Genomic DNA, 20,306 nt, shown 5'->3' with positions numbered 1-20,306 from the left:
TGGTTTTATTCGAATGGAACGGGTATTCCACCCTGCTCCGATGAGCGGTGGATCAACTCAATTAGGCGAACTGCGTCTCTGCCAGCTTCACCTGTTACAGCTGGCTTTCGCCTTTGACTTACGGATTCGATAAAATCGATGATTTGCATTTTATGATAAGCGGAGTTAAGATTTCGGGGATCAGCACCGGCATTTCCACTTATCTTGTCATTCTCATAGTTTGGAAGAGGGCTGCCAGGAACCGTCCAATGGGTGATCTCTTGACCTACAATTTTGATCGTTCCTTTATCTCCGTAAACATTAATGCTAGGTGGGAATCCAGGTATTGCGGAGGTTGTGCACATAAGGGTGGCGAATCCTCCGTTCTCCATGGTTAACATAGCGAGCCCCATGTCCTCGGATTCCATATGATGCGTTTGCGTCGCTGTTCGCCCAGCTACAGACTTCACCTTACCAGCAAGCCAGAGCAGCAGATCAATCGAATGGATACCTTGATTAAGTAAGGCCCCACCATCCTCGGCTTTCGTCCCGCGCCAATCCGCTTCATCATAATAGGCCTGTGATCGATAAAATGGTCGAGAAACCTCCACAAGCAGCAGGCTGCCGATATGCCCCTCTTCAATCGTCCGCTTGAGCAGCTGATGATGCGGAAAGAATCGCGTCTGTGACACGACAGACAAAGTCAGTTGTTTCTCCTCCGCTAAACGGATCATCGCTGAAGCCTCATCCGCTGACATAGCAATAGGTTTCTCAACCAGTACGTGTTTGCCCGCATGCAGGGCTTCCATACCGATGCGGCCATGACTGCCGCTGCCTGTCGTTATGCAAACGATATCAATTTCCTGGTTATCCAAAATGTCATGGTAATCGGTTGTACATCCGCAAGCATAGCGTTCGCTCGTCGCCCGTGCACGTTGCTCATTTCTACTGGCAACTGTAACAATTCTTGCATGTTCGATACCCCGTAAAGCTTCTAAATGAACGTCAGCAACGGAACCGCAGCCTATAAGACCGAAACCCCAATTTGTCATGTTAACTTCCACTTCTCGATTTGTTCAACATATTAGAAAGCACCCTTTCCCTAAATTCATATTCAGATTAGTCAATTTGAGCGGGTTTGAACATGGTTTTTAGCGTTAAAACATGTCTTTTTGTGCTTCAATTGCATACCGGGAAATCCCCTGTTTATAGGTCTCGCAGATAGAAATCGCTCCGTCAACCGCCTGCTTAAAAAGAACAAGATCAGCTGGACCTCCTATTTGCAGCCCGGTTTTTGATGGCAAATTCATCAAAGTCGACGGACGAACAGAAGCCATTTCCCACGCTTCGTGCAAGGAGCTCAGCTTCTTACGTATCAAATGCGCGATCCCCCATGGAAGCATTTGTGCTGAACCGGCTAGCAGCTGAGGTTCATCCGCTAAGTGAAGACGGCCTTCGTTTGTTTTCACAACATGCACGCGATTGTGAGAGAAGTATTTGCCGGGAGGCATCCCGCTTAGATGCACCGCATCACTAACGAGAATGGCACATTCCTGCTTCACTCGCATCACGACTTTAAGAAAAGATTCAGGCAAGTGGAACCCATCCGCAATTAAAGAAACCCAAAGTGAGTCTTGGGCCAGCTGTTCCCATAAATAATTTGGGTGACGGGGAAGTGTTAGATGGGCTCCGTTTCCAAAATGGGTCGCCATCCGGGCACCAGCAGAGACTGCATCCCTAATTTGCTCCGGAGATGCGGCAGTATGCCCGATTGCGACTATAATTCCGCTTTCTGAGCATCGACGAATGAAATCAGTGGAACTTGACCATTCAGGGGATAATGTAACTATCCTTATTCGTCCACCTGCCGCCTCCTGCCAACGCAGGAAGGCATCCCAATCGGGCTCGCAAACATATTCCCGTTTATGAGCTCCTCTAGGGCCATTCTCAGGTGATATGAACGGTCCCTCCAGATGAATGCCGCCTACTGTTGCATCCGTCGAAGAATCTTCATCGCAAGCCTTAGCAATCGCTGTCATCGCTTCCGATATGTTAGCCTCCGAATTCGTCGTGATCGTAGGAAAAAATGTCGTAACCCCCTCTTTCCACACCTCGCGTACCATCGAATGTACACGCTTTGAATCTATTGGAAACACGTTTAAATCAATACCCATGCAGCCATTCATTTGCAAATCAACAAGCCCAGGTGCAACCAACCATTGGTCTTTGTAATCACAATCATTAGGTACAGCACGGATGTCAGTAATGATGCCTTTATTCACAGTAACGATGATCGATTCACCGGTTTTATAATGTGTAGCTTGTATCTCTTGCATAAGCGTTCTCCTCCTAAATAAACAGCCCGTTTATCGCGTACATAAACGGGCTGTTAGACAGAATATTATTTTTTTAACACAATAGAAAGCATCATTTTTGAATGGCTCCGATAGAGGTTTTCTCATAATAGCTTTTATACCATTTCGTTGCCTCTTGAATAACCTGATCCCCGCCTTGCTTTTTCCAGTCTGTAACGAACTTGTCAAAAGCAGTATCGAGGGGTTCTCGATCCGTCAACACTTTTATAAACATATCCATATATAAGGAGCCGTCTCGATATCCCAACTCTGGCTTCGCTTTCAGTAAATCCGGGGTTGGCATATACATGGACTCGTCTTTAAAGAAATTCATTTTCGTATAGTCGATCCCTTTCTGAGTCAAGTCGGCAAATTTGCCTGCCTTAACGACAAGTGGAGACATCCTAGAATCACCGGCTGGGTTAATCATAACTTGGTAAAAGGCCCTTGTACCTTTGTCCAGATTGACTTTCGCATTCGGGTCCCACTCGACATTACCATTCGTTACCTTATAATTGACCCCTTCTATCCCATAAGCAAAAAACTTGGTTTTAGCCGGATCATCCGAGTGTACCCAGTCAAAGAACTTTATGATATCCTCTGGGTGCGCAGCATTAGACGAGATGGTATAGACGTTGTTCACACCTGTTCTTTCTGGAACCAAATTCACTTTTCCTTGTGCATTCATCGGGCCTGGCAGGACCCCTACTTTAGCGTTCGGATCGGTGAACAAATAATCTTGACCTCCACTTGTCAGAACTTGCACTTGATGAAACCACATACCCACTTTGCCTTGATGAATCAGGTCTCCCCAATCATTTTCCTTCATCGTGAACATATCTCGATTTACGTAGCCCTTATCGTACAGCATTTTGTAAAAACGGATCGCATCCTTCATTTCAGGTATAATCAAATTCGGAACAAAGCGACCTTCGCGATATTGCCACGCATCTGGATGGGCACCGAAATATCCGAAGAAGGCTTCGGAGAAAGCAAGCCCTTTGCGCATGGCAAAAGGTACCTCATCGGTTGTGTTGCCATCGTCGTTCATATCGAGATTCTTAATCGCATCGAAGAACGCCAAATACTCATTCATTGTTTTCGGTTCATTCATGCCTAGCTTGTCCAGCCAATCTTTACGGTATAACAATACAAGCATGTTCGGAAGTGCTGACATTTTGGGAATTCCATAAATTTTTCCGTTTTTACTTACACGAGGATCATCCCAGGCTCCAGGGGGAATATCCTTTTTCAAGTTTGGACCATATTTGTCAATGAGCGGCCCAAGCTCTAGAAACACACCGTCCTCGACCGCGTTGGGATGACTTGGATTGTCGATGCGGGACGACCACATAACTTCGGGAATATTACCAGAAGCAAAACGAATGGCAAGCTGTTTATCATAAATGCTGGAGCTAACCATTTCAAACTTAACATTGTATGGGGTACCGGTAAATTGGCTGAAAAGCCTCGACATTTCCTTAAAATACTTATCGTCCTCTGTTATGTTCTGTGCGTATTGATTACCGCCGTCCTGCATGAGAATGGTGATGTCGATCGGCTTTTTTGAAACCTTATTAACGGGTTGCGTAAGTGTTGCTTTATCCGTACCTTGGCAAGATGTTAGAAGGCTGCTCGTGCCCAAAACGGTAATCAAAAACATAAGAAGACGTTTGTTCATGATCCTTTCGTTCCCCCTTTGAAGAAAGCGATCTTCATCTCCTTTAATTCTAACGAATAACCTATCATCAAGTAAATATATTTATTAGAATTTTCAGCCTTTTTCAGCGCCAGAGGTTCCGTAGATATGCTCCGGTTGCCCAGGATACCGATTCTCTCCTAAAAACATCCGGCAAAACTCTCTTTGTACTTCAAAACCGTACTTTTCCATCAAAGCTATACCTGAATGGTTTGGTTTAGGAACGTCCAAAAATATTCCTTTGCCTGGGGTGTTTCGCAAGACCTCTACAAAAAGCGCCTCTGCCGTCCATTCATCAACAGCTGCCCATGGACCGATCTGCACCGCTTCGAAACCAACTCTGGCAAGCAGGTATCCGACTACAACGCCGTCCTTCTTCACATAAAATGCCAGTTCTTTATGCCGCTTAAATAGTGTATGCAGAATTTCTCCGCGATTGGCTCCAAAGCTAAGTGCATCAAAGGCAGTGATCTCATCCAAGTCTCCATGAGTGATAGGCTCCGCAGATCGTTCTGAGTCCATCTGATGAAGAGGCAGGATGGGTGAGTTTCCCTGATATCTTGAAACTTCATACTCATCCTGAAACCCGAGTGGAATGTAGACCTTCTTCCCCATTGGTGTAGCGTCCAGCTTAATGCTGTCAACGCCGTGATCTTCTAGAAAATTGATCGTTTTCTGGAGCAGGGCAGTCCCAATGCCGAATCTTCTATGAGAAGGATGTACGAGTACCATGCCTACCCAGCCGAACCGGTTCTCATAAGGGATGGCCGTTGCAGTACCCGCTCTCTCTCCACCTATTTCTGCGAGAAAACAGCCTTCTTTGGCATATTGCCTATATCCCCGCCAATCGTTCTCCACTTGGTTCCAACCTGCCATATTTTTCAATTCCATGGCAAAAGGAATATCTTCCTCTATCATTACCCGTATGCTCAAACCACTCTCTTTCATGGATGTCCCTCACTTCTTGAATGATCGAGTTTTAGTTCTTCAATTTGCGGATTCTTTCTCTTTCCCTCTCTATTTGTTGCAAATATGCTAAAGAGCATTCTTCCATTAAGTCCATCATTTTTTGGCCCTTCTCTGCGCTAGCAGCCTCTGGATAACCCCAGTAACCATCCTCTGTCAATTCGGTCACATCAAAATAATCCATGAAATCCTGAGGCACCGTCGTCGGAGCAGCTTGCGGTACGTAATCCTTAACATGTTCAGGACACAGATGCAGAATATGCGAGGTTTCTTTTTCACCACCGTGGATATCGAGCTTCGTATGCTCCATGACTTCATGCTGTCGTCCTTGCGCTACCGAAGTATGGATGAGAATGACTTCCATCGCAGCTAAGCGGTCTGTAAAGTCCCTGTTAAGCTGCCGAATTGTCGGCTTTAGTATCCAATTTCCACCGTGTCCGTTGATGAGAAGAAGGCGTCTAAAGCCAGAGAATAACAGAGATTCAGCAATATCTCTGATGACAAGCGCAAGCGTATCTGCCTTGAGATAAACGGTACCTTTAGCAGCACGGTGTTCGATGGAAGAAGCAATACTAATTGGAGGAAGCAGGTAGGCATCTAGCGTTATGGCTAGTCTTTCTGCCAGCGCACCGGCAATAATAGTGTCTGTACCGTACGGAAGATGACTTCCGTGCTGCTCCAGTGCGCCTACTGGCAAAATCGCAGTGTCACATTCAGTATTCTGAAAATCATTTCGATTATTGTACATTGTAAGCATAGGCTCACCCTCTTTTCAGTTGTACACACTTGACGCCAAAGCGTACTTCAACACGTTGCGCTGCATCTAGCTCATCTTCTATTAAAATTGGACGCCAAAAAACAGCTTTCTCCGTAAAGTGTTCATCGTTCTCAGTTCTGATGATGACATACCCTTTTTCATCCAAACCGGTAATTTTCATTTGTCTTCGTTTTCGCTCCCAGCGGTTAATTTGTCCCCCTGTCCAGAACGTGAATCCGCGTTCTTTTGCAATATGCACTGTTAAGAGCATAGCCTCACGAACCTCCGGGGAGCTGTGGATGCGTCCTTGATGGTATAAGAAGTGCGCTACACCGCGAACATTTTCCACCTCTTCTAAAAAGGGGACAATGACGCTCGCATCGGTAAACTGCGGAATATCCTGCGTCAAAAATCCAATTTCCAGCACATCATATAGCCGATTGCTTTCATTGGACCAAGCCATTGGATAATACGGTTGACAGGTTCCGAAAAGGAACCCAGCCGCTCCCGATTTGCTGGGCCCTCTCGTCTGATCCGATTCGATGCCGCATTCTTCACACCACTGGAACAGCTCACCCCAGCCCTCAAATCGGGTGAAATGGTTTTTATTACTGATCACTTTGCTCGGGACGGTGTCCCTAAGCCACTCGAATTGCCGTTTGAAATCCGCGTGATTCCAGCTGCCACCTTCGTTGATATTGGCGTTAAAATGAAGGGCCAGCTCATGACCCGCTCCCACAATTCGCTCATAAAGCCATTCACTGTACCCAGGCTTCATCATGCACCAAGATGTGTGAATGCTCGCGGTTGCTAGTGTTTCCAGGGTAGTGACCGCGTCTTCGTCAAAATTCCGATCGCTATCATGTGAAATCATGGCTACTTTATCTATTCCTTCTGGCCAATAGTCGGAAAAAGGAATAGGTTTTTGCTTATCAACCATTCGTTCGAGAATATGAGATATAACCGCTTCTCGCCATAAATCCGCGTACGGATGTGCGAAGTAAGCTGCTCCCGTTTCTGTCGTTTTTCTATCATATTCCCAATTCAGCTCTAACCCGTCTTCAGCTTTAAGGAGACCATCGTTCAAGTTCCCAGTCCCATCAGAAGCTGGTGTCCCGTCTTCCAGAACGGGTCCTGTTCCCTGCTGTAAACCAACAATCGTTCCCATCACATCGACGCTCCAACGTTCGATTGTTCCTAAACCGATTGTGAATTGTTGCAGCAAGGGCCCACAAGAAACGCCAAGGGGAACATTTGCAATGGTCCCCCACTCCTTGCATGCTTCTGCAGGCTCTTTCTGCTTCACCCAAGGTGATGCCCCTAAATAGCGCAGCGGTCTCGTGTCGCCCTTCCCCTCCGGCAGATGAGCATAGCCTGATGTAAGTGGCTCAGTTCCGGCGTAACCTAGCCGGCGTGCCATACCCGTTAATCCGGCGAAGGTGACAATTATACCGCCACGCTCCACATATCGCCATATGGTATCATTGGCGGTCTCATGACTTGGCGCTGCAGCAATAAGGATGAGATCAAACTTATTCTCAAGAATCTGGTGCAGCTCATCGATCCATTCGAACGGGATGCCTGCATGGGAAAGTACTTCGCCAGCATAAAGACCGAACGTATTGAGCCCGTAAGTCAATCGCTGCTCAATGAATCGTTTGTCCCGCAGTATCCCGATTCTCGCTATGTTCATGCGTCATTCTTCCTTTCCGATACAGTTCAAACTCCTTTATTCAACCGTGAGCCTTTGCGCTTTGTTTGGCTTCCAGTGCCTTTAAAACTTTCACAGCCGCTATAGCGATTTCGTCTGCCTCTTCATCACTGAGAATCGGACTGATCAAGGTGATTGTTATTCTGCCAAGCAGGTCATCGCATTTCGGACACATGTCTTTGGTGTATACGACCGGGTACTTGAATGGATAATTATACGGAAAATTGTCCTTCTCGGCGGTGCGCTGCTCGAAGAAACAAGGAATCATATAACAAGGAATCCCATCGTACATCGCATGAGTAGAGACATTTTCGGCTTTCATCGCTGCTGCGTATTCTTGAGCCAGTTCCAGTGTAGAATGAACGATTCCAAGTACACAGCCAGTATCGCCGTCGTCATCAACGGCCGCTCGGAACCTCACATTCGGCATCTCCGCCGCAATGAACGAGCGAATTTTTCGGTGATGCTTTCTCATCGTACCGATCACGGTATCGAGCTTCTTCCACTGTTCGATCATGACAGCGCCTGTTAGCTCGCTCATTCGGTAATTTTGCCCAGACATGATGTATTGAGGTTCGATTTGGAAACGATCTTTGTCCCGGAACATTCCTTGATCGTGATACCGGACAGCACGTTCGAACAGGTCGGGATTCGAAGTGATAACCGCTCCACCTTCGCCTGCCGTCAACATTTTATTCATTTGAAAGCTAAATACGCCAATGTCCCCGATTGTACCGCAAATACGTCCTTTGTATGTACAGCCTTGGGATTGGGCTACGTCTTCAATCACATAGATATTGTGCTTTTTGGCGAAAGCCATTATTTTATCCATGTCACACGGACTGCCGTTGATGTGTACCACGATGATCGCTTTGACTTCTTCATCGTAAACCCGTTCTAGATCGTCAGCATCCATGTTGAGCGTTTCGTCCATGTCAACGTATACGGGCACCGCATTACTGCTTACGACAGCTCCTGCCGTTGCAATGAACGTATTTGCTGGTACAATCACCTTATCGCCGTAACCGATTCCAAGCGCCTTCATAGCAACCACCAAACCTGCCGTACAAGAAGAGACCCCCAGAACATAAGGGATATTCAAGTCCCGTGCAATCATGTCTTCCAAAGTTTTTACCGCATACTGCAAATCCGGGCCATAGTAACGGAACGGTGATTGGGCGGCTAGCACCTTAGAGACCGAATCGATTTCCTCTTCACCGATCAACATCGAGCCTCTATAAGGTGGAGGCAGCGGTTTGCTCCTAACCGGTTGTCCTCCGTCGATCGCTAACTTTTCCATATTCATTTCCTCCTTTAACTTTAACTTTAACTATTAAAGTGGTAATTACATACGAATTAACTTTGTGCTGGCGTGGTCAATTTTCAAAACGGCCGCATTCGCGCGATAAATGTCCTCCGCTGTCAAACGGTGCGGTTTGCCTGCAATTTGATTCAAGAAATCCGCCGCCAGTGTGGCGGGAGGGGTCTTGATCTCCCAACGTGTTGTCTTGTTATTATGATCGGTAAAAGCAACGAATGGTCCCGGTTGTCCAAGCGGGTCGCCGGACGTGCGGATTTCAGCTCTGCCTTTCGTACCTGAAACAAAGATGCGGCCGTCCCCCCAAGATTCGAACGCTTCCGGCATCAACCAATCTGATTTCATCGTAGCGGTTATATGGTCCTCCAGAAGCACGTTAACAACAGCGTTTTCAAACAGACTAGGATACTCTGGAAACCTATTTTTAACTAACATGCTATTGTGCCCAACGATTTCCTTGCCCGTAAACCACCACAGCATATCGACGTCATGAATCATTAGATCGATGATCAGACCTCCGTTCAGCCCCTTATCGAAAAACCATGCTGGTCTGGTGGCTGGATGAAGTTTGTGAGGCTTCAAGAAAGTGAAATCCTCGATTTCACCTAACAGCCCCTCGTCGATCATTGATTTCAGCGTATATTGGGCAGGGGCAAAGCGGGCCGTCAACATCATTCCCAGTTTAATTCTATTCCTGTCGATTACCTGGCGGAGTCTTGTCAAGCCGTTCTGGTCGAGGACAATCGGTTTATCCGTCATGACGTGGATCCCGTGTTTCTCAGCCCATTCAATCACGTCGATTTTGCTTATATTGGGTCCTGCGCTGCCAATGATTTCTACTCCCTGTTTAAGAAGTTCATCCATGGATTGGAACAGGGGTACTCCATAAGCAGCCGCATACTGCCCTGGAATATGATAATCGCTCTGGTCGAATATGCCTGCGAACTGATGCCCTTCTTTGATCATTTCTTCGATAAATGACTTGATATGATAGTGCTGACAACCGACAATAGCAAATTTCATGTTTGTTCAACTCCTATTTTGATTTGCTCCTCGACATTCGTTTGCACGCAATTCCGAATTTCTTTTCAACGATGTCATCTGGGCTTGCCTGTTCATTCTCGCGAAGCGGACGCCAGAAAACAGCTTGAGCTGCATGGTCGACAGCACAAAGTATGACGGAATCGTCTTCGGTCACGCCAATAATCCGAATGGTTCTTCGAGCTCGTTCCCATTCATTGATCTGTCTGCCGGTCCAGAATGTGAAGCCGCGCTCCCGCGCTTCCTTGACGACTTGTCGAAAGGCTTCCCGCACTTCAGGGAACCTTTGAATTCGCCCCTGGTGGAACAAGAAATGAGCTACTCCCCGAACATGGCTTACCTGCTCCAAGAAAGGAACGATAACACCCGTATCGGTAAATTGGGGAAGGTCCTGAGTAAGGAAACCGATTTCCAGAACGTTATACAGCCTGTTCCTTTCATCTGACCAAGCAATCGGGAAATAAGGGTGGCACGTTCCGAACAAGAAGCCGGCATTCCCTTTCTTGCTCGGCCCCCGCGTCTGATCCGATTCGATGCCGCAAGCTTCACACCACACAAACAACTCTCCCCAGCCCTCGATGAGGGTCATGTGGTTTTTGTTGGTGACCGCCTTTTGAATAACGTTATCTTGTAACCATGCGGCTTGCCGTTTGAAGTCCCCTTCCGTCCAATTTCCGCCTTCGTTCACGTTTGAGTTGAAATGGAGCGCAAGCTCATGTCCAGCTTCCTTTATCCGCGGATAGACCCATGCGCTATAGCCCGGCTTCATCATGCACCATGTCGATTGGATCCCGTGTTCCGCGAGAATTTCCAAAGTTGCAATGGCGTCTTCGTCCCAATTGCGGTCACTGTCATGGGATAGCATGGCTATCTTTGATATTCCTTCAGGCCAATAATCGACAAATGGCAATATTCTACCCTTCTGCGCCATGCCTCGCAAGATGTGGGAAACGATGGCCTCTCGCCACAAATCTGCGTAAGGATGGGCGAAATAGGGAGCCCCTTGTTCCGTTAGTACGCGGTCATGCGTCCAATCCATCTCTACTCGGTCGTCTGCTTTCCACAAACCTTCATCTACAGGTGCGCTGCCGTCAGGAGCGGGAACTCCGTCGTCGAAGACAGGTGCTGTCCCTTGCTGCAGCCCTACGATAGTGCCCAGGAGATCGACACTCCATCGTTCGATCGATCCAGAGCCGACCTGAAATTGCTGGAACACCGGTCCAAGCTTCTTCCCCTTCGGCTCGCAGGCGATCGAGCCCCATTCCATACTTCCGTGATGCGATCCATTCGTGTCACGGACACCGGGTCCCCAATCGCCCCCTTCCGCACGTTGCTGGGGGGGCACCCACGGAACGGCACCGAGAAATCGGAGCGGCCGGGTATCCCCGAGGCTCTCTGGCAATTCGGCGTAACCTGTCGGGAGCGGGACTGATTTCATATAGCCAAGCCGCTTCGCCAATGGGTTGATCCCCGCATAACTAACGACAATCCCGCCACGCTCCGCGTAAGCCCAAATCAATTGAGATGTCGCTTCATCATTTGGAGCTGCTGCTACGATAATCAAATCATAGAATCTTTCCATCATATGATGGACGCTATCCAACCATTCAAACGGAATGCCAGCATGGGATAGAACTTCTCCAATGTACCGTTCGAACACGTTTAATCCGTATTTCAACCGTTGTTCCTCTATGCGTCGATCAAGTAAAATTCCGACTCTAGCGATGTTCATATGCGGTTCCCTCCATAGCAATGCTCTAGCCTTCCGATTATTCCGGTTACTCGCTCTAGCTTAAGTCAAGGCGAAGCACATTAGAAAGCGCGAACGAATCCCCGAGCTTCACGTCCATGTGAACCCTTTTACCACGATATTCGATGACCTGTTTATTCCCCAATCCAAGCCGCTTATGCGGAGATGGCCAGCCTTCTTCTAATTTAATAAGCGTCATGTCTGAGTGAAACTTCAGAGAGCGTCCGTCTATCTGAGGATCAAACAGGAAGTAGGCAGATGGCTTCAAGTAATCCGCTGAGTCAATTAGTGCTGCCTGCCCTAGAAATGCTTGTTCCAAGTTCTCGTCAGTTCTGTCTAGCTTAACTCCAATGGTACGAGTTTCTGCGTCGACTTCAGTTACAAGCCCACGATAAGTAGAAGCGCCTGCCCTCCATTCGCCCTCCGCAGTTCGGATTAGTGAATAACGAACAGCTTCAAGTTGAACGAGCTGGTTATCCCGATAGCGCAGCACCAATGCCTTAGCATCCGTTTCAAAGATACGACCTTGGGAATCACAGTAACGAACCTTCTCCCCTTCCGTATAGGAACTGAGTACAATGTCCCGATAAATACCGTCTTTATACCGAATCTCTATGCCCGTAGACATAGGGTGTTGAGAGGCTGAGTCCGAAACTAGTTCCAGCGGATGGACAGATTGTAGGAACGACGCACCCTCAAACGGCTCCAATACGCTAATAAAACCTACTGAATGAGTCGCAGCGTCCAAATTGTCTTCGTCCCGCCATAAAACAAAGGGTTCCCAGCGGGATTTCCGCATTTCCTCCCCGCCTTTTTCTCCTAGGCATAGGATGAGTTCGCGCTGTTCCCCTTTTGGAACGGTATGAATTTTCAAGGAAGCAGCACCATATGGAAAAGTCCAGGAGATGGGTCTATTCACTTTAGCTTTGCGTAATGCCTTCATCCATCCGTAGCCAGGCTTGCTGTATAAAGGAACATCCGATCCGGCTAGTGTGCCTTCCATAGGCAGCCATTCCGTTTCCTCGATACCTTCGAATAGTATGGATTCTGGCGTACAGTCCATTCCTACCGTATTATAATCGAACGTTTTCCCACCCGATAAACCATTAAAATCAACAATATATGCGTTCTCCTGATCAGGAGCTTGAATGACCCAACACCAACGCTCGTAAAGCGTTCCCGGATATGCAATTGTATTATCAAGTCCCGCCATTTGGAGTATATTACCCTCGTAGTGGCTTTTTTGGCGTGAATAAGAATGCATCTGATCCTTACCATCGACTATAGCAACAGTACAAGCAGCCGCATGTGTTTCCCACGCCTCATATTTGGGACTGAGCCACGTAAACGGATATCTTCCGCCTGAGGCTTGCAGATGATACCCGTAGCCCCCAATCCACAAACCCAGCTTATCACCATGATGATGTCCTGCGGTCGGCTGTCCGTACAGCATCACATGCTTGCAATTGTGAGCATTCGTCCCTACACGGAACATACTCGTTTCGGAGTCTTGCAGAAGGAAAGATGGTTGAAGCTGATCCGAATTTGACTCATACTGTTGATATTCCTCCCACTCGGCCGCTGTAGCAAGCAGTAAGAACGAGTGCTTATTGTTCGTTTCTCGGACGCTCCTGAGGCGATAGGCGGTTAACTCCTCCTGATCATATCCGGATAAAAGCCCGCCTATGACCGAACGAAGCGATGGCGAACGGCGGTAAATGATTTCATAGGAAGGTGTATAAGTGATTTTGCCTTTCCGACGATCTTCGGATATCGGCTCTACATTATCCGCGAGTGTGTCACCAAACATAGGTATCAGGCTTCCCGAACGAAGCTTCGCAAACAGTCCGATCACCTGCTTCAGACTGAAATTCGAGTCTTCAAACAGATCAATTCCGTTTGGAAAATACTCCTCATCGGTGAACCCATAATTGTTGTTCGCCATCATGGACACTTGCTCGCAAATGGCTGCCATATAGCCCAATGAATCGTAAATATAACGGCCATCTCGGAAAAAATTATTACGGAACTTAGATTCCAAGCTATATTTTCCACCATACAAAATATGATGCATAAGCTTGCCGCTTCGCATATATGAGGCGATAAGCAACTGTAAATAAATCCAACGCAGAGACCAGTCGGCATCGCGAGTCTTCTCAATTTCGCAACTGTACAAAATGTAAGGAATCATTTCGTGTACTGCGGTGTTCACATGGAATGGAACCGTTCTCGTCTTATTTTCTGCATCGGGTTTGGCTGCAAAAAAGCGTTCTAATTCAGGGCGAAACGCTTCCCCTGCTTCATAAAGCAGGTCTGCTGCTTCAAAGAAGTTAGAAAGCCAGTGGGACTCCGTCGTTGTCGGCTCGGATATTTGAACCGTATCGTAGTAGCCCGATCCATAGTTGCCGTTCATATACGGAACCAACTCGGCAATTCGTCCAATTAAAAGTAAAGCTTTGAAGGCATATTTCGTTTCGCCAGTCAGCAGATAAGCATAAGCCAAGTTATTGATCGCACCGGCGTTTTGCATGCCTGTTGTCTCTGCACAGACATTTTTATCCTCTAAGACGGAGCAATACGGATTTCCCATCAACATGGAGAAGATGAATAGACGGTACGATGCCGTAAACATATACCGGACACCCGGATTTGGAAATCCTTCTGGTGCCAAAAAACCTTGACCGTCGTCATCCATTACAAGCTCCTCACCCGTAGTTGGGTTGTGCAGCTTCATCCCGTTATACCACCATGTTTGGGTCGTAGGGTTATAATATTGATACGGCCGCTCTAGACAAAGCTGATAAGCTGTCCGTTTGCCGCCTTCGAGAGGATCCCCGAAATATTGGCCAACTGAAAGCGCCCTTGGATTGCCTACAGGTACCAATTCGAACAACTCATCGTCACTTTTGGCAGCCCAGTAATCTGCAATTTGCAGGATCTCTTCTTTCACTCGTCCGCCCCAAAGCGTCGTGTTTGCAGACTTTCGAGCTTGGTTGACGTCGTCTCTAGATAATCTAGCCGTAAAGCCCTTACGTTTCTCCGTCATATAGCCGTATATTTCCTGAGGAATCTTCCACTTCTCCCATCGCGTAAAAAAGAACGTACTCTCCGCTTGAACCTGGTGTTTTCTCGTCTCGATCTCCTCTTCTTTCAGCCCCCGGGTCAGCAGCAAATCACCCATCCCTAAACCCATCGTCGGTCGATCGCCTGGAATACCCGACCATGTAATCAGCGTGGTTTCATCTCCGCTTTTTAGCGTACGAACCACATTAAACCCGAGGATTCGTTGATCAGGTGACTCGATCCGTAAGAATCGGAGCGGCATTCGCAACGTGAGGTTTACAAACCCTTCCGAAGTCGAAATCGTATGTTCAATGTCGGGAGGAATTTCCAGTTGTTCAAGTTCATATAGGAACTCCTCATACACCGCGCTGCCATCCTGTTTGAACTTCATCGAAAATGCCCCATGACGTTTCCTGCGCGTATGGCCAAAATCGAAAAAAAGCACGACTTCGCCGTCGGCTTCGGGAGGGACAGACTCATAACGCAAATTCAGGCAGAAATGATCTAATTCCGTATACGCACGGAATGAAATAGCGTGATCCGAGTCTTTTAGTTTAACAATCTTCGCTCGGAAGCCAAGATCGGCAACCTTAAACTTCTCCGATTGGGGAGCTTCGAAGAAGCTGTTGTATTCATGTGCCAAATAAATAGGATAAGCATTGTCCGCAGTTGTCATGATCGACTGATCTCCTTTCGGTTCAAGAGACGCTCGATTATTGAATTTTTCCACGCGCATCTACATGTAGCACCCTTTCCATTCGGCCGTTACGAATGCCGATTAACTGGTCATGCATATTAGTCGTCATACAGCAATGGTTCGGGATAAACAGAAGCTGCTGTCCAACAGATAGCTTCATGCCTGCTGGAACTCTAACAGTTCCGTGTTCTTCGCTTAGCCGTTCAATGATTACGTCCTCACGCCCGTATAACGTTCCATAGCCCTTCCGATGGGGATTTAAATCACTGGAAAAAGTCTTGGAGCCCCCATCGATGATGACCATCCCGTCACGTGGAGCACTCACAATTGTAGCTGCTACAAAAAGGGCGCAATCATCAGCTCCGGCTACGCCAAGATCCCTTTGAATGCCATCGTTAAACACATAGGAACCAGGACGCATTTCGGTTACACCGATTTGTTCATTTATGAAAGATGCAGTTGGTGTCGACCCCACGCTAATTTGTTCGACATTGACCCCATCACGCTTCAACATCTCCTGCGTCATCACTAACAGCTCGGCTTCGTTTCTGGCTGCAGTACGTAATTCTTCCGTATTTTTGGATCCATACGAATTTCCGGCATGAGTCATGAGCCCGGTAATTCTTAAACCGGGAAGACGGCTCATTTCCTTCACTAGTAGCGCTGTTTCCTCGCCAGGCTCTCTTCCGCAGCGGTCCAGTCCTGTATTGACGTCAACGTAAACCGCCACTCTGCATCCCATGGCCTCCCCTAGATGGGACAATCCACGCGCTACCTCAAGATCATCTGTACTGACGGTCACATCCGCACGAAGCATTAATTGGCGCAAACGCTCGAGCTTTGTTTTCCCAACGATGGGATAGGCAATCAGGATATCCCGAATCCCAGCGTTGGCCATCACTTCCGCTTCGCTAATCTTGGCCACCGTAATCCCATTGGACCCTAATTCTAGCTGCTTATGGGCAATCCATGTATTTTTATGGGTTTTTGTGTGAGGTCGCAGCTTAACCCCGGCAGTTTGAGCCGATTGCGCCATCCTCTGAAGATTACGCTCCATGATGTCCAAATCTACGAAGACACTAGGTGTTTCAATTGTCTGGAGCATCTCTGGTACTTCAAAGATTTCATTCATTATTAATCCTCCCCTTACGCTAGTTTGATGACTTGGCCGCCATCCACCACGAGATTATGGCCGGTCATGTAACGAGATTCGTCTGATGCTAAGAACAAGGCAGCATCCGCTATCTCATCCGGCTGACCGACTCGGCCCATCGGTATCGTTTTGACATAATCAGCTATAGCTGGAGGATCGTCAATCATCGACTTTGTAAGTCGAGTTTCAATAAAGCCGGGACATAACGCATTCACCCGGATTCCGTAAGGTGCCAACTCAAGCGCCATGGACATGCTAAGCAGGTTCATGCCGCCTTTTGTCACATTGTAATGTGCCTGCATGGCTTCCGCGTTAATGCCATTCACGCTTGACATATGAATGATAGAGCCGCCTGTTCGTCGCTCCATCATTTCTCGAGCAACTCGCTGACCGACGAGAAAAGCACCCTTCAAATTCACGTTCATGTGCTCATCCCAATCTTCCTCTGAGATGTCTAAAAATGTACTTAATCCACAAATGCCTGCATTGTTAACTAATATATGTACAGCACCCCAGCGCTCGATAACCTCGTCAATCAATCGGTCAACTTGACTCTTCACCTGAACATCAACCTGAATCGTCATAACCTCGCCGACTTCGCTTCGAATATGACTTGCCGCCTCTTCTAGAGCGGTAAGGCTGCGTCCTGCGATCGCCACCTTAGCACCTTCTTTAGCGAATCGAATGGCCGTTGCCAGTCCAATGCCGAGCGAACCACCTGTAATGACCGCCACTTTCCCTTCAAGCCTCATTGCGATTCCTCCTAATCAACACCTGTTCCCGCGAACTCTTAACCCTCTGGTACGACAGCTACAACATCCACTTCAACGCGTACGGTTAATTGGCTGCCGACCGTAGTGCGAACCGGCCGAACGGGTCCTGGAAAAAGCTCTTTATATACACTGTTAAACCGTTCAAAATCATTTATATCTGCTAAATGTGCCGTAACTTTAACCACATCTTGCAATGTAGCTCCTGCCGCATTTAGAATCGCTTCTAAGTTACGAAACACAAGCCGTGTCTGCTCCTCGATTGTACCCTCCACAATCTCTCCAGTTACGGGATCTAACGGACCTTCTCCGGATGTATAAATAAGATTCCCTACCCGAATCCCCTGTGAGTATGGCCCCGTATTTTGAGGCGCTCCGGTTGTGCTAATCTCTTCTTTAACCCACTTGTTTGCCATTTGAAATTACCTCCCGCTTTCTACTCCACACCATTCAACAATGGCGGCAATATATATTTTGGTTAGTTTAATCAAGCTTTCAATGTCTACAAACTCGTCTGGAGCGTGGGCATTCTCACCGACCGGTCCAAGGACAACAGCTGGCGTATCCGAATGGCAATTGAACATAAAAGCGTCACAAGCGAAGGGTGCCGTATAATCACCAACTGGCATTCCCCATTCCTCTTCTGCTTGTTGCAGCAAAATGTTAGTTAGAGGTGTCTCAGCACGACTACCGGGAATAAACCGGGTGATCAACTCCCAATCGACCTCAAGCCCAGCCAGTTCCGGTTGTGTACTTAAGGTGCGAATCACACCAATAAATTCAGATTCCAGAGCTGCAAATGACTCGCCGGGCAAACATTCGACCCAAATTTCAATCATGCAAGTGTCTGGGATCCCGTCTGCCATTCCAGGCTCAAAGCTCCCTGCTTGGATCACCGAAAGCACGACCGCAGGACTTTGGGACTCGCCTGTCGGTGTCACGAAACATTTACGTGTCTGCATGTCATTCTGGTAGCTCTCAATAGCTCGAATAAGGTGTGCCATTCCATAAACCGGATTTCGCAGTTCTTCACCGCCGAAACCCATGCCACCTTTGCCTCGAACACTGATCCTCCAGGCAGCTCCACCCATGTGTGAAGCACAGACCCGCATGTTAGTAGGTTCCGGAACGATCGCAGCGTCTGCTCGATTCCCGCGAACGCGTCCTGCCAAAGTTCCGTTGGCACCGCCCATCTCTTCATCCACTACGCTTTCGAAGCTGAGATCACCGAGCAATTGGATTCCTTTTTCCTGCAAATATTGAAAAGCAAGCAGAACGGCAGCGGTACCACCCTTCATGTCATTCGAACCTCGACCATATAGACGACCTCCAATGATCACAGGTTGGAAGGGATTTTCCGCCGTTTTGCCGGGAATACCAGGAACGACGTCCGCATGAACGGCGAAGAGCAGCGATCTGCCTTCGCCCATTCCCTTTTTGGATGCATATAAATTCGGTCTGTCTGAATAGTTGCGATCCCCCCAGAAAGCCTGATGGGTTCTCAGTCCATTTACGTCAGATAATGCGTACAACTCCGCATTGAAATCAAGCTCCTTTAACGCATTCTCTAGGTATATCTGCATGGGCAATTCATTCCCATTGGGAGGTTTATTTTCACTTGGTATAGATACCATTTCCAAAAGCCTCTTTACCAGATGGTCTCTTTGCTTCTGTACCCAGCTTTCTAAATCTTGATCAGTTAGTATCACTCTACGCAATGTTATTGCCTCCATCCGAATCGCATAATTGTAGTAAAAGCCCAAGCACCGTATCGACCATTCGTTCTCCGGAGTCAGGGGCCAGCCGGGTTCGAGACGTTAAACGCGTCTCGTATCCGCCTTGAACGAACGCTTCTCGGGTTGCTACATATCCGTTGATGCCGTTGGCATAAGTAGCGATAAGTGTATGGAGTGAGGGTGATCTTTGTTTAAGGTCGCGACCGAATTCCACGAATAATTCACATGGAAAGCCTGCAATAGCAGCCTTTCCAATTCGAAGCGCCTGAATTTCAACCAATACTTCCGTTTCCTGCCGCTCACTGAGTGTGAGAAGCTGCCTGGCAAAAAAGGAGTCCGCCTCCGTGATTGCTTTCTTATTCTCAGGATGTTCAGTCGCACGCAGCAGATTCTCAGCTTTCTGGAGATCCTCTGATGACGGCTTCCGAACAGTAAGTGAAAGCTGCTCGCATCGCCCATCTACATACAGCGAATTCTCGGTGACGGCTTTTTCTCTAATTTTGATAACTTCACCCGCTAACACTCTCCCTAATTGGCGAAAGGCGTTAGGCTCGGGATGTAAGGTATGCATAAAATCAAGATGATTAATATTCCCACAAGCCCCGTTAAGAAAAAGACTTATGAATGAATCACCGTAAACCGCTTTCAGTACACGGCTAATTTCTCCTGGATAGTCTGCGCTATACCGTTTTCCACCTATCGTGTCAGGATGACAGGCAAAATTCGTTATGACGCCAAGCGGACTGCCGTCCTCACCATCTAGTCGAATCACGAATACGTCTGAATCGATGGGACCTGCCGGCTCCACAATGTCAGGATTGTTAAACCCTGGATTCGTCCTTAGACTGCCATCTTGCATAAAATAACGGCGGTTGAAAGAGATTCCCTCAGCAATACCTTTAGCAGAACCAATTTGGGCATTACGCTTGTTCCTATAAGCCAAAATCGCTGCATCCGCTGCCTTCTTGACTAAATACGCCTTATACTCGTCACCATCCGGACCATTATCCCGATAAATGGGACCGCCTGTATGGGTATGTGTACCAGCAACCAAAATATGGGATGCAGGAATTCCGGTATCTGCTGTCACCCGTTTGCGGATAGCTTCCACTTCTTCCTTCTCTATCCCTATCGTATCGAGGACAATGATGGCCGACAATCTCTTGCCATCTCCGATTACAACGGCTTTGACGTACAGGTTGTCTTTGATCCCAAGGGCAGGTCTCGGAGTAAAATAACCTGGAATGGCAAACCCCAACGGGGGTGTGATATCAATTTCGCATAAGCCGCATTCAATCATGGTTTGTTCGTT

General features: G+C 47.7%; 15 protein-coding genes. All 15 read right to left on the bottom strand.

Annotated features, from left to right (window positions below; genetic code table 11):
- Positions 1–5: 5 nt before the first annotated feature.
- The 15 genes from AC58QO_RS16210 to AC58QO_RS16140 all read right to left on the bottom strand — a co-directional run bounded on the left by AC58QO_RS16210 (position 6) and on the right by AC58QO_RS16140 (position 20,294).
- Positions 6–1,031 carry a Gfo/Idh/MocA family protein gene (locus AC58QO_RS16210; protein ID WP_497267179.1) on the bottom strand — a complete coding sequence of 342 codons (1,026 nt, stop codon included), beginning with the start codon at positions 1,029–1,031 and terminating at the stop codon, positions 6–8.
- A gap of 105 nt (positions 1,032–1,136) precedes the next feature.
- Positions 1,137–2,315: an N-acetylglucosamine-6-phosphate deacetylase gene (locus AC58QO_RS16205; RefSeq protein ID WP_497267177.1), complete on the bottom strand. Its 1,179-nt coding sequence runs from the start codon at positions 2,313–2,315 to the stop codon at positions 1,137–1,139.
- Between the two features lie 91 nt (positions 2,316–2,406).
- Positions 2,407–4,014, bottom strand: coding sequence for an extracellular solute-binding protein (locus AC58QO_RS16200; protein ID WP_497267175.1), 1,608 nt, complete (start codon positions 4,012–4,014; stop codon positions 2,407–2,409).
- A gap of 93 nt (positions 4,015–4,107) precedes the next feature.
- Entirely contained in the window at positions 4,108–4,980 is an 873-nt protein-coding gene (locus AC58QO_RS16195; protein WP_497267172.1) for a GNAT family N-acetyltransferase, read from the bottom strand.
- Positions 4,981–5,011: 31 nt separating this feature from the next.
- Entirely contained in the window at positions 5,012–5,755 is a 744-nt protein-coding gene (locus AC58QO_RS16190) for a creatininase family protein (protein ID WP_497267170.1), read from the bottom strand.
- A gap of 4 nt (positions 5,756–5,759) precedes the next feature.
- The gene (locus tag AC58QO_RS16185; RefSeq protein WP_497267168.1) at positions 5,760–7,448 is read right to left on the bottom strand and encodes a polysaccharide deacetylase family protein; all 1,689 of its coding nucleotides are present in this window, start codon (positions 7,446–7,448) and stop codon (positions 5,760–5,762) included.
- Between the two features lie 40 nt (positions 7,449–7,488).
- The gene (locus tag AC58QO_RS16180) at positions 7,489–8,766 is read right to left on the bottom strand and encodes a DegT/DnrJ/EryC1/StrS family aminotransferase (protein ID WP_497267166.1); all 1,278 of its coding nucleotides are present in this window, start codon (positions 8,764–8,766) and stop codon (positions 7,489–7,491) included.
- A gap of 45 nt (positions 8,767–8,811) precedes the next feature.
- Positions 8,812–9,807 carry a Gfo/Idh/MocA family protein gene (locus AC58QO_RS16175; protein ID WP_497267164.1) on the bottom strand — a complete coding sequence of 332 codons (996 nt, stop codon included), beginning with the start codon at positions 9,805–9,807 and terminating at the stop codon, positions 8,812–8,814.
- 13 nt (positions 9,808–9,820) lie between these two features.
- Positions 9,821–11,557, bottom strand: coding sequence for a polysaccharide deacetylase family protein (locus tag AC58QO_RS16170; protein WP_497267162.1), 1,737 nt, complete (start codon positions 11,555–11,557; stop codon positions 9,821–9,823).
- 55 nt (positions 11,558–11,612) lie between these two features.
- Positions 11,613–15,314: a hypothetical protein gene (locus AC58QO_RS16165; RefSeq protein WP_497267161.1), complete on the bottom strand. Its 3,702-nt coding sequence runs from the start codon at positions 15,312–15,314 to the stop codon at positions 11,613–11,615.
- A gap of 37 nt (positions 15,315–15,351) precedes the next feature.
- Positions 15,352–16,467: an alanine racemase gene (locus tag AC58QO_RS16160; protein ID WP_497267159.1), complete on the bottom strand. Its 1,116-nt coding sequence runs from the start codon at positions 16,465–16,467 to the stop codon at positions 15,352–15,354.
- A 14-nt stretch (positions 16,468–16,481) separates the two neighbouring features.
- Entirely contained in the window at positions 16,482–17,240 is a 759-nt protein-coding gene (locus AC58QO_RS16155) for an SDR family NAD(P)-dependent oxidoreductase (protein WP_497267157.1), read from the bottom strand.
- 38 nt (positions 17,241–17,278) lie between these two features.
- On the bottom strand, positions 17,279–17,674 hold the full coding sequence (locus tag AC58QO_RS16150) for a Rid family detoxifying hydrolase (protein WP_497267155.1): 396 nt from the start codon (positions 17,672–17,674) through the stop codon (positions 17,279–17,281).
- Positions 17,675–17,680: 6 nt separating this feature from the next.
- Positions 17,681–18,967, bottom strand: a complete 1,287-nt coding sequence (locus tag AC58QO_RS16145; RefSeq protein WP_497267515.1) for a M20 family metallopeptidase — start codon at positions 18,965–18,967, stop codon at positions 17,681–17,683.
- 1 nt (position 18,968) lies between these two features.
- Positions 18,969–20,294 carry a hypothetical protein gene (locus AC58QO_RS16140; RefSeq protein ID WP_497267153.1) on the bottom strand — a complete coding sequence of 442 codons (1,326 nt, stop codon included), beginning with the start codon at positions 20,292–20,294 and terminating at the stop codon, positions 18,969–18,971.
- Positions 20,295–20,306 lie beyond the last annotated feature (12 nt).

The sequence above is a fragment of the Paenibacillus sp. J31R30 genome (assembly GCF_059692115.1).
Note: the sequence above shows the minus strand (reverse complement) of the source record. Positions and strands in the feature narration are given on the sequence as shown.

Excerpts from the sequence above, each read along its gene's own strand:
- AC58QO_RS16210 (WP_497267179.1), bottom strand. The coding sequence starts at position 1,031 with ATGACAAATTGGGGTTTCGGTCTTATAGGCTGCGGTTCCGTTGCTGAC.
- AC58QO_RS16205 (WP_497267177.1), bottom strand. The coding sequence starts at position 2,315 with ATGCAAGAGATACAAGCTACACATTATAAAACCGGTGAATCGATCATC.
- AC58QO_RS16200 (WP_497267175.1), bottom strand. The coding sequence starts at position 4,014 with ATGAACAAACGTCTTCTTATGTTTTTGATTACCGTTTTGGGCACGAGC.
- AC58QO_RS16195 (WP_497267172.1), bottom strand. The coding sequence starts at position 4,980 with ATGAAAGAGAGTGGTTTGAGCATACGGGTAATGATAGAGGAAGATATT.
- AC58QO_RS16190 (WP_497267170.1), bottom strand. The coding sequence starts at position 5,755 with ATGCTTACAATGTACAATAATCGAAATGATTTTCAGAATACTGAATGT.
- AC58QO_RS16185 (WP_497267168.1), bottom strand. The coding sequence starts at position 7,448 with ATGAACATAGCGAGAATCGGGATACTGCGGGACAAACGATTCATTGAG.
- AC58QO_RS16180 (WP_497267166.1), bottom strand. The coding sequence starts at position 8,766 with ATGGAAAAGTTAGCGATCGACGGAGGACAACCGGTTAGGAGCAAACCG.
- AC58QO_RS16175 (WP_497267164.1), bottom strand. The coding sequence starts at position 9,807 with ATGAAATTTGCTATTGTCGGTTGTCAGCACTATCATATCAAGTCATTT.
- AC58QO_RS16170 (WP_497267162.1), bottom strand. The coding sequence starts at position 11,557 with ATGAACATCGCTAGAGTCGGAATTTTACTTGATCGACGCATAGAGGAA.
- AC58QO_RS16165 (WP_497267161.1), bottom strand. The coding sequence starts at position 15,314 with ATGACAACTGCGGACAATGCTTATCCTATTTATTTGGCACATGAATAC.
- AC58QO_RS16160 (WP_497267159.1), bottom strand. The coding sequence starts at position 16,467 with ATGAATGAAATCTTTGAAGTACCAGAGATGCTCCAGACAATTGAAACA.
- AC58QO_RS16155 (WP_497267157.1), bottom strand. The coding sequence starts at position 17,240 with ATGAGGCTTGAAGGGAAAGTGGCGGTCATTACAGGTGGTTCGCTCGGC.
- AC58QO_RS16150 (WP_497267155.1), bottom strand. The coding sequence starts at position 17,674 with ATGGCAAACAAGTGGGTTAAAGAAGAGATTAGCACAACCGGAGCGCCT.
- AC58QO_RS16140 (WP_497267153.1), bottom strand. The coding sequence starts at position 20,294 with ATGATTGAATGCGGCTTATGCGAAATTGATATCACACCCCCGTTGGGG.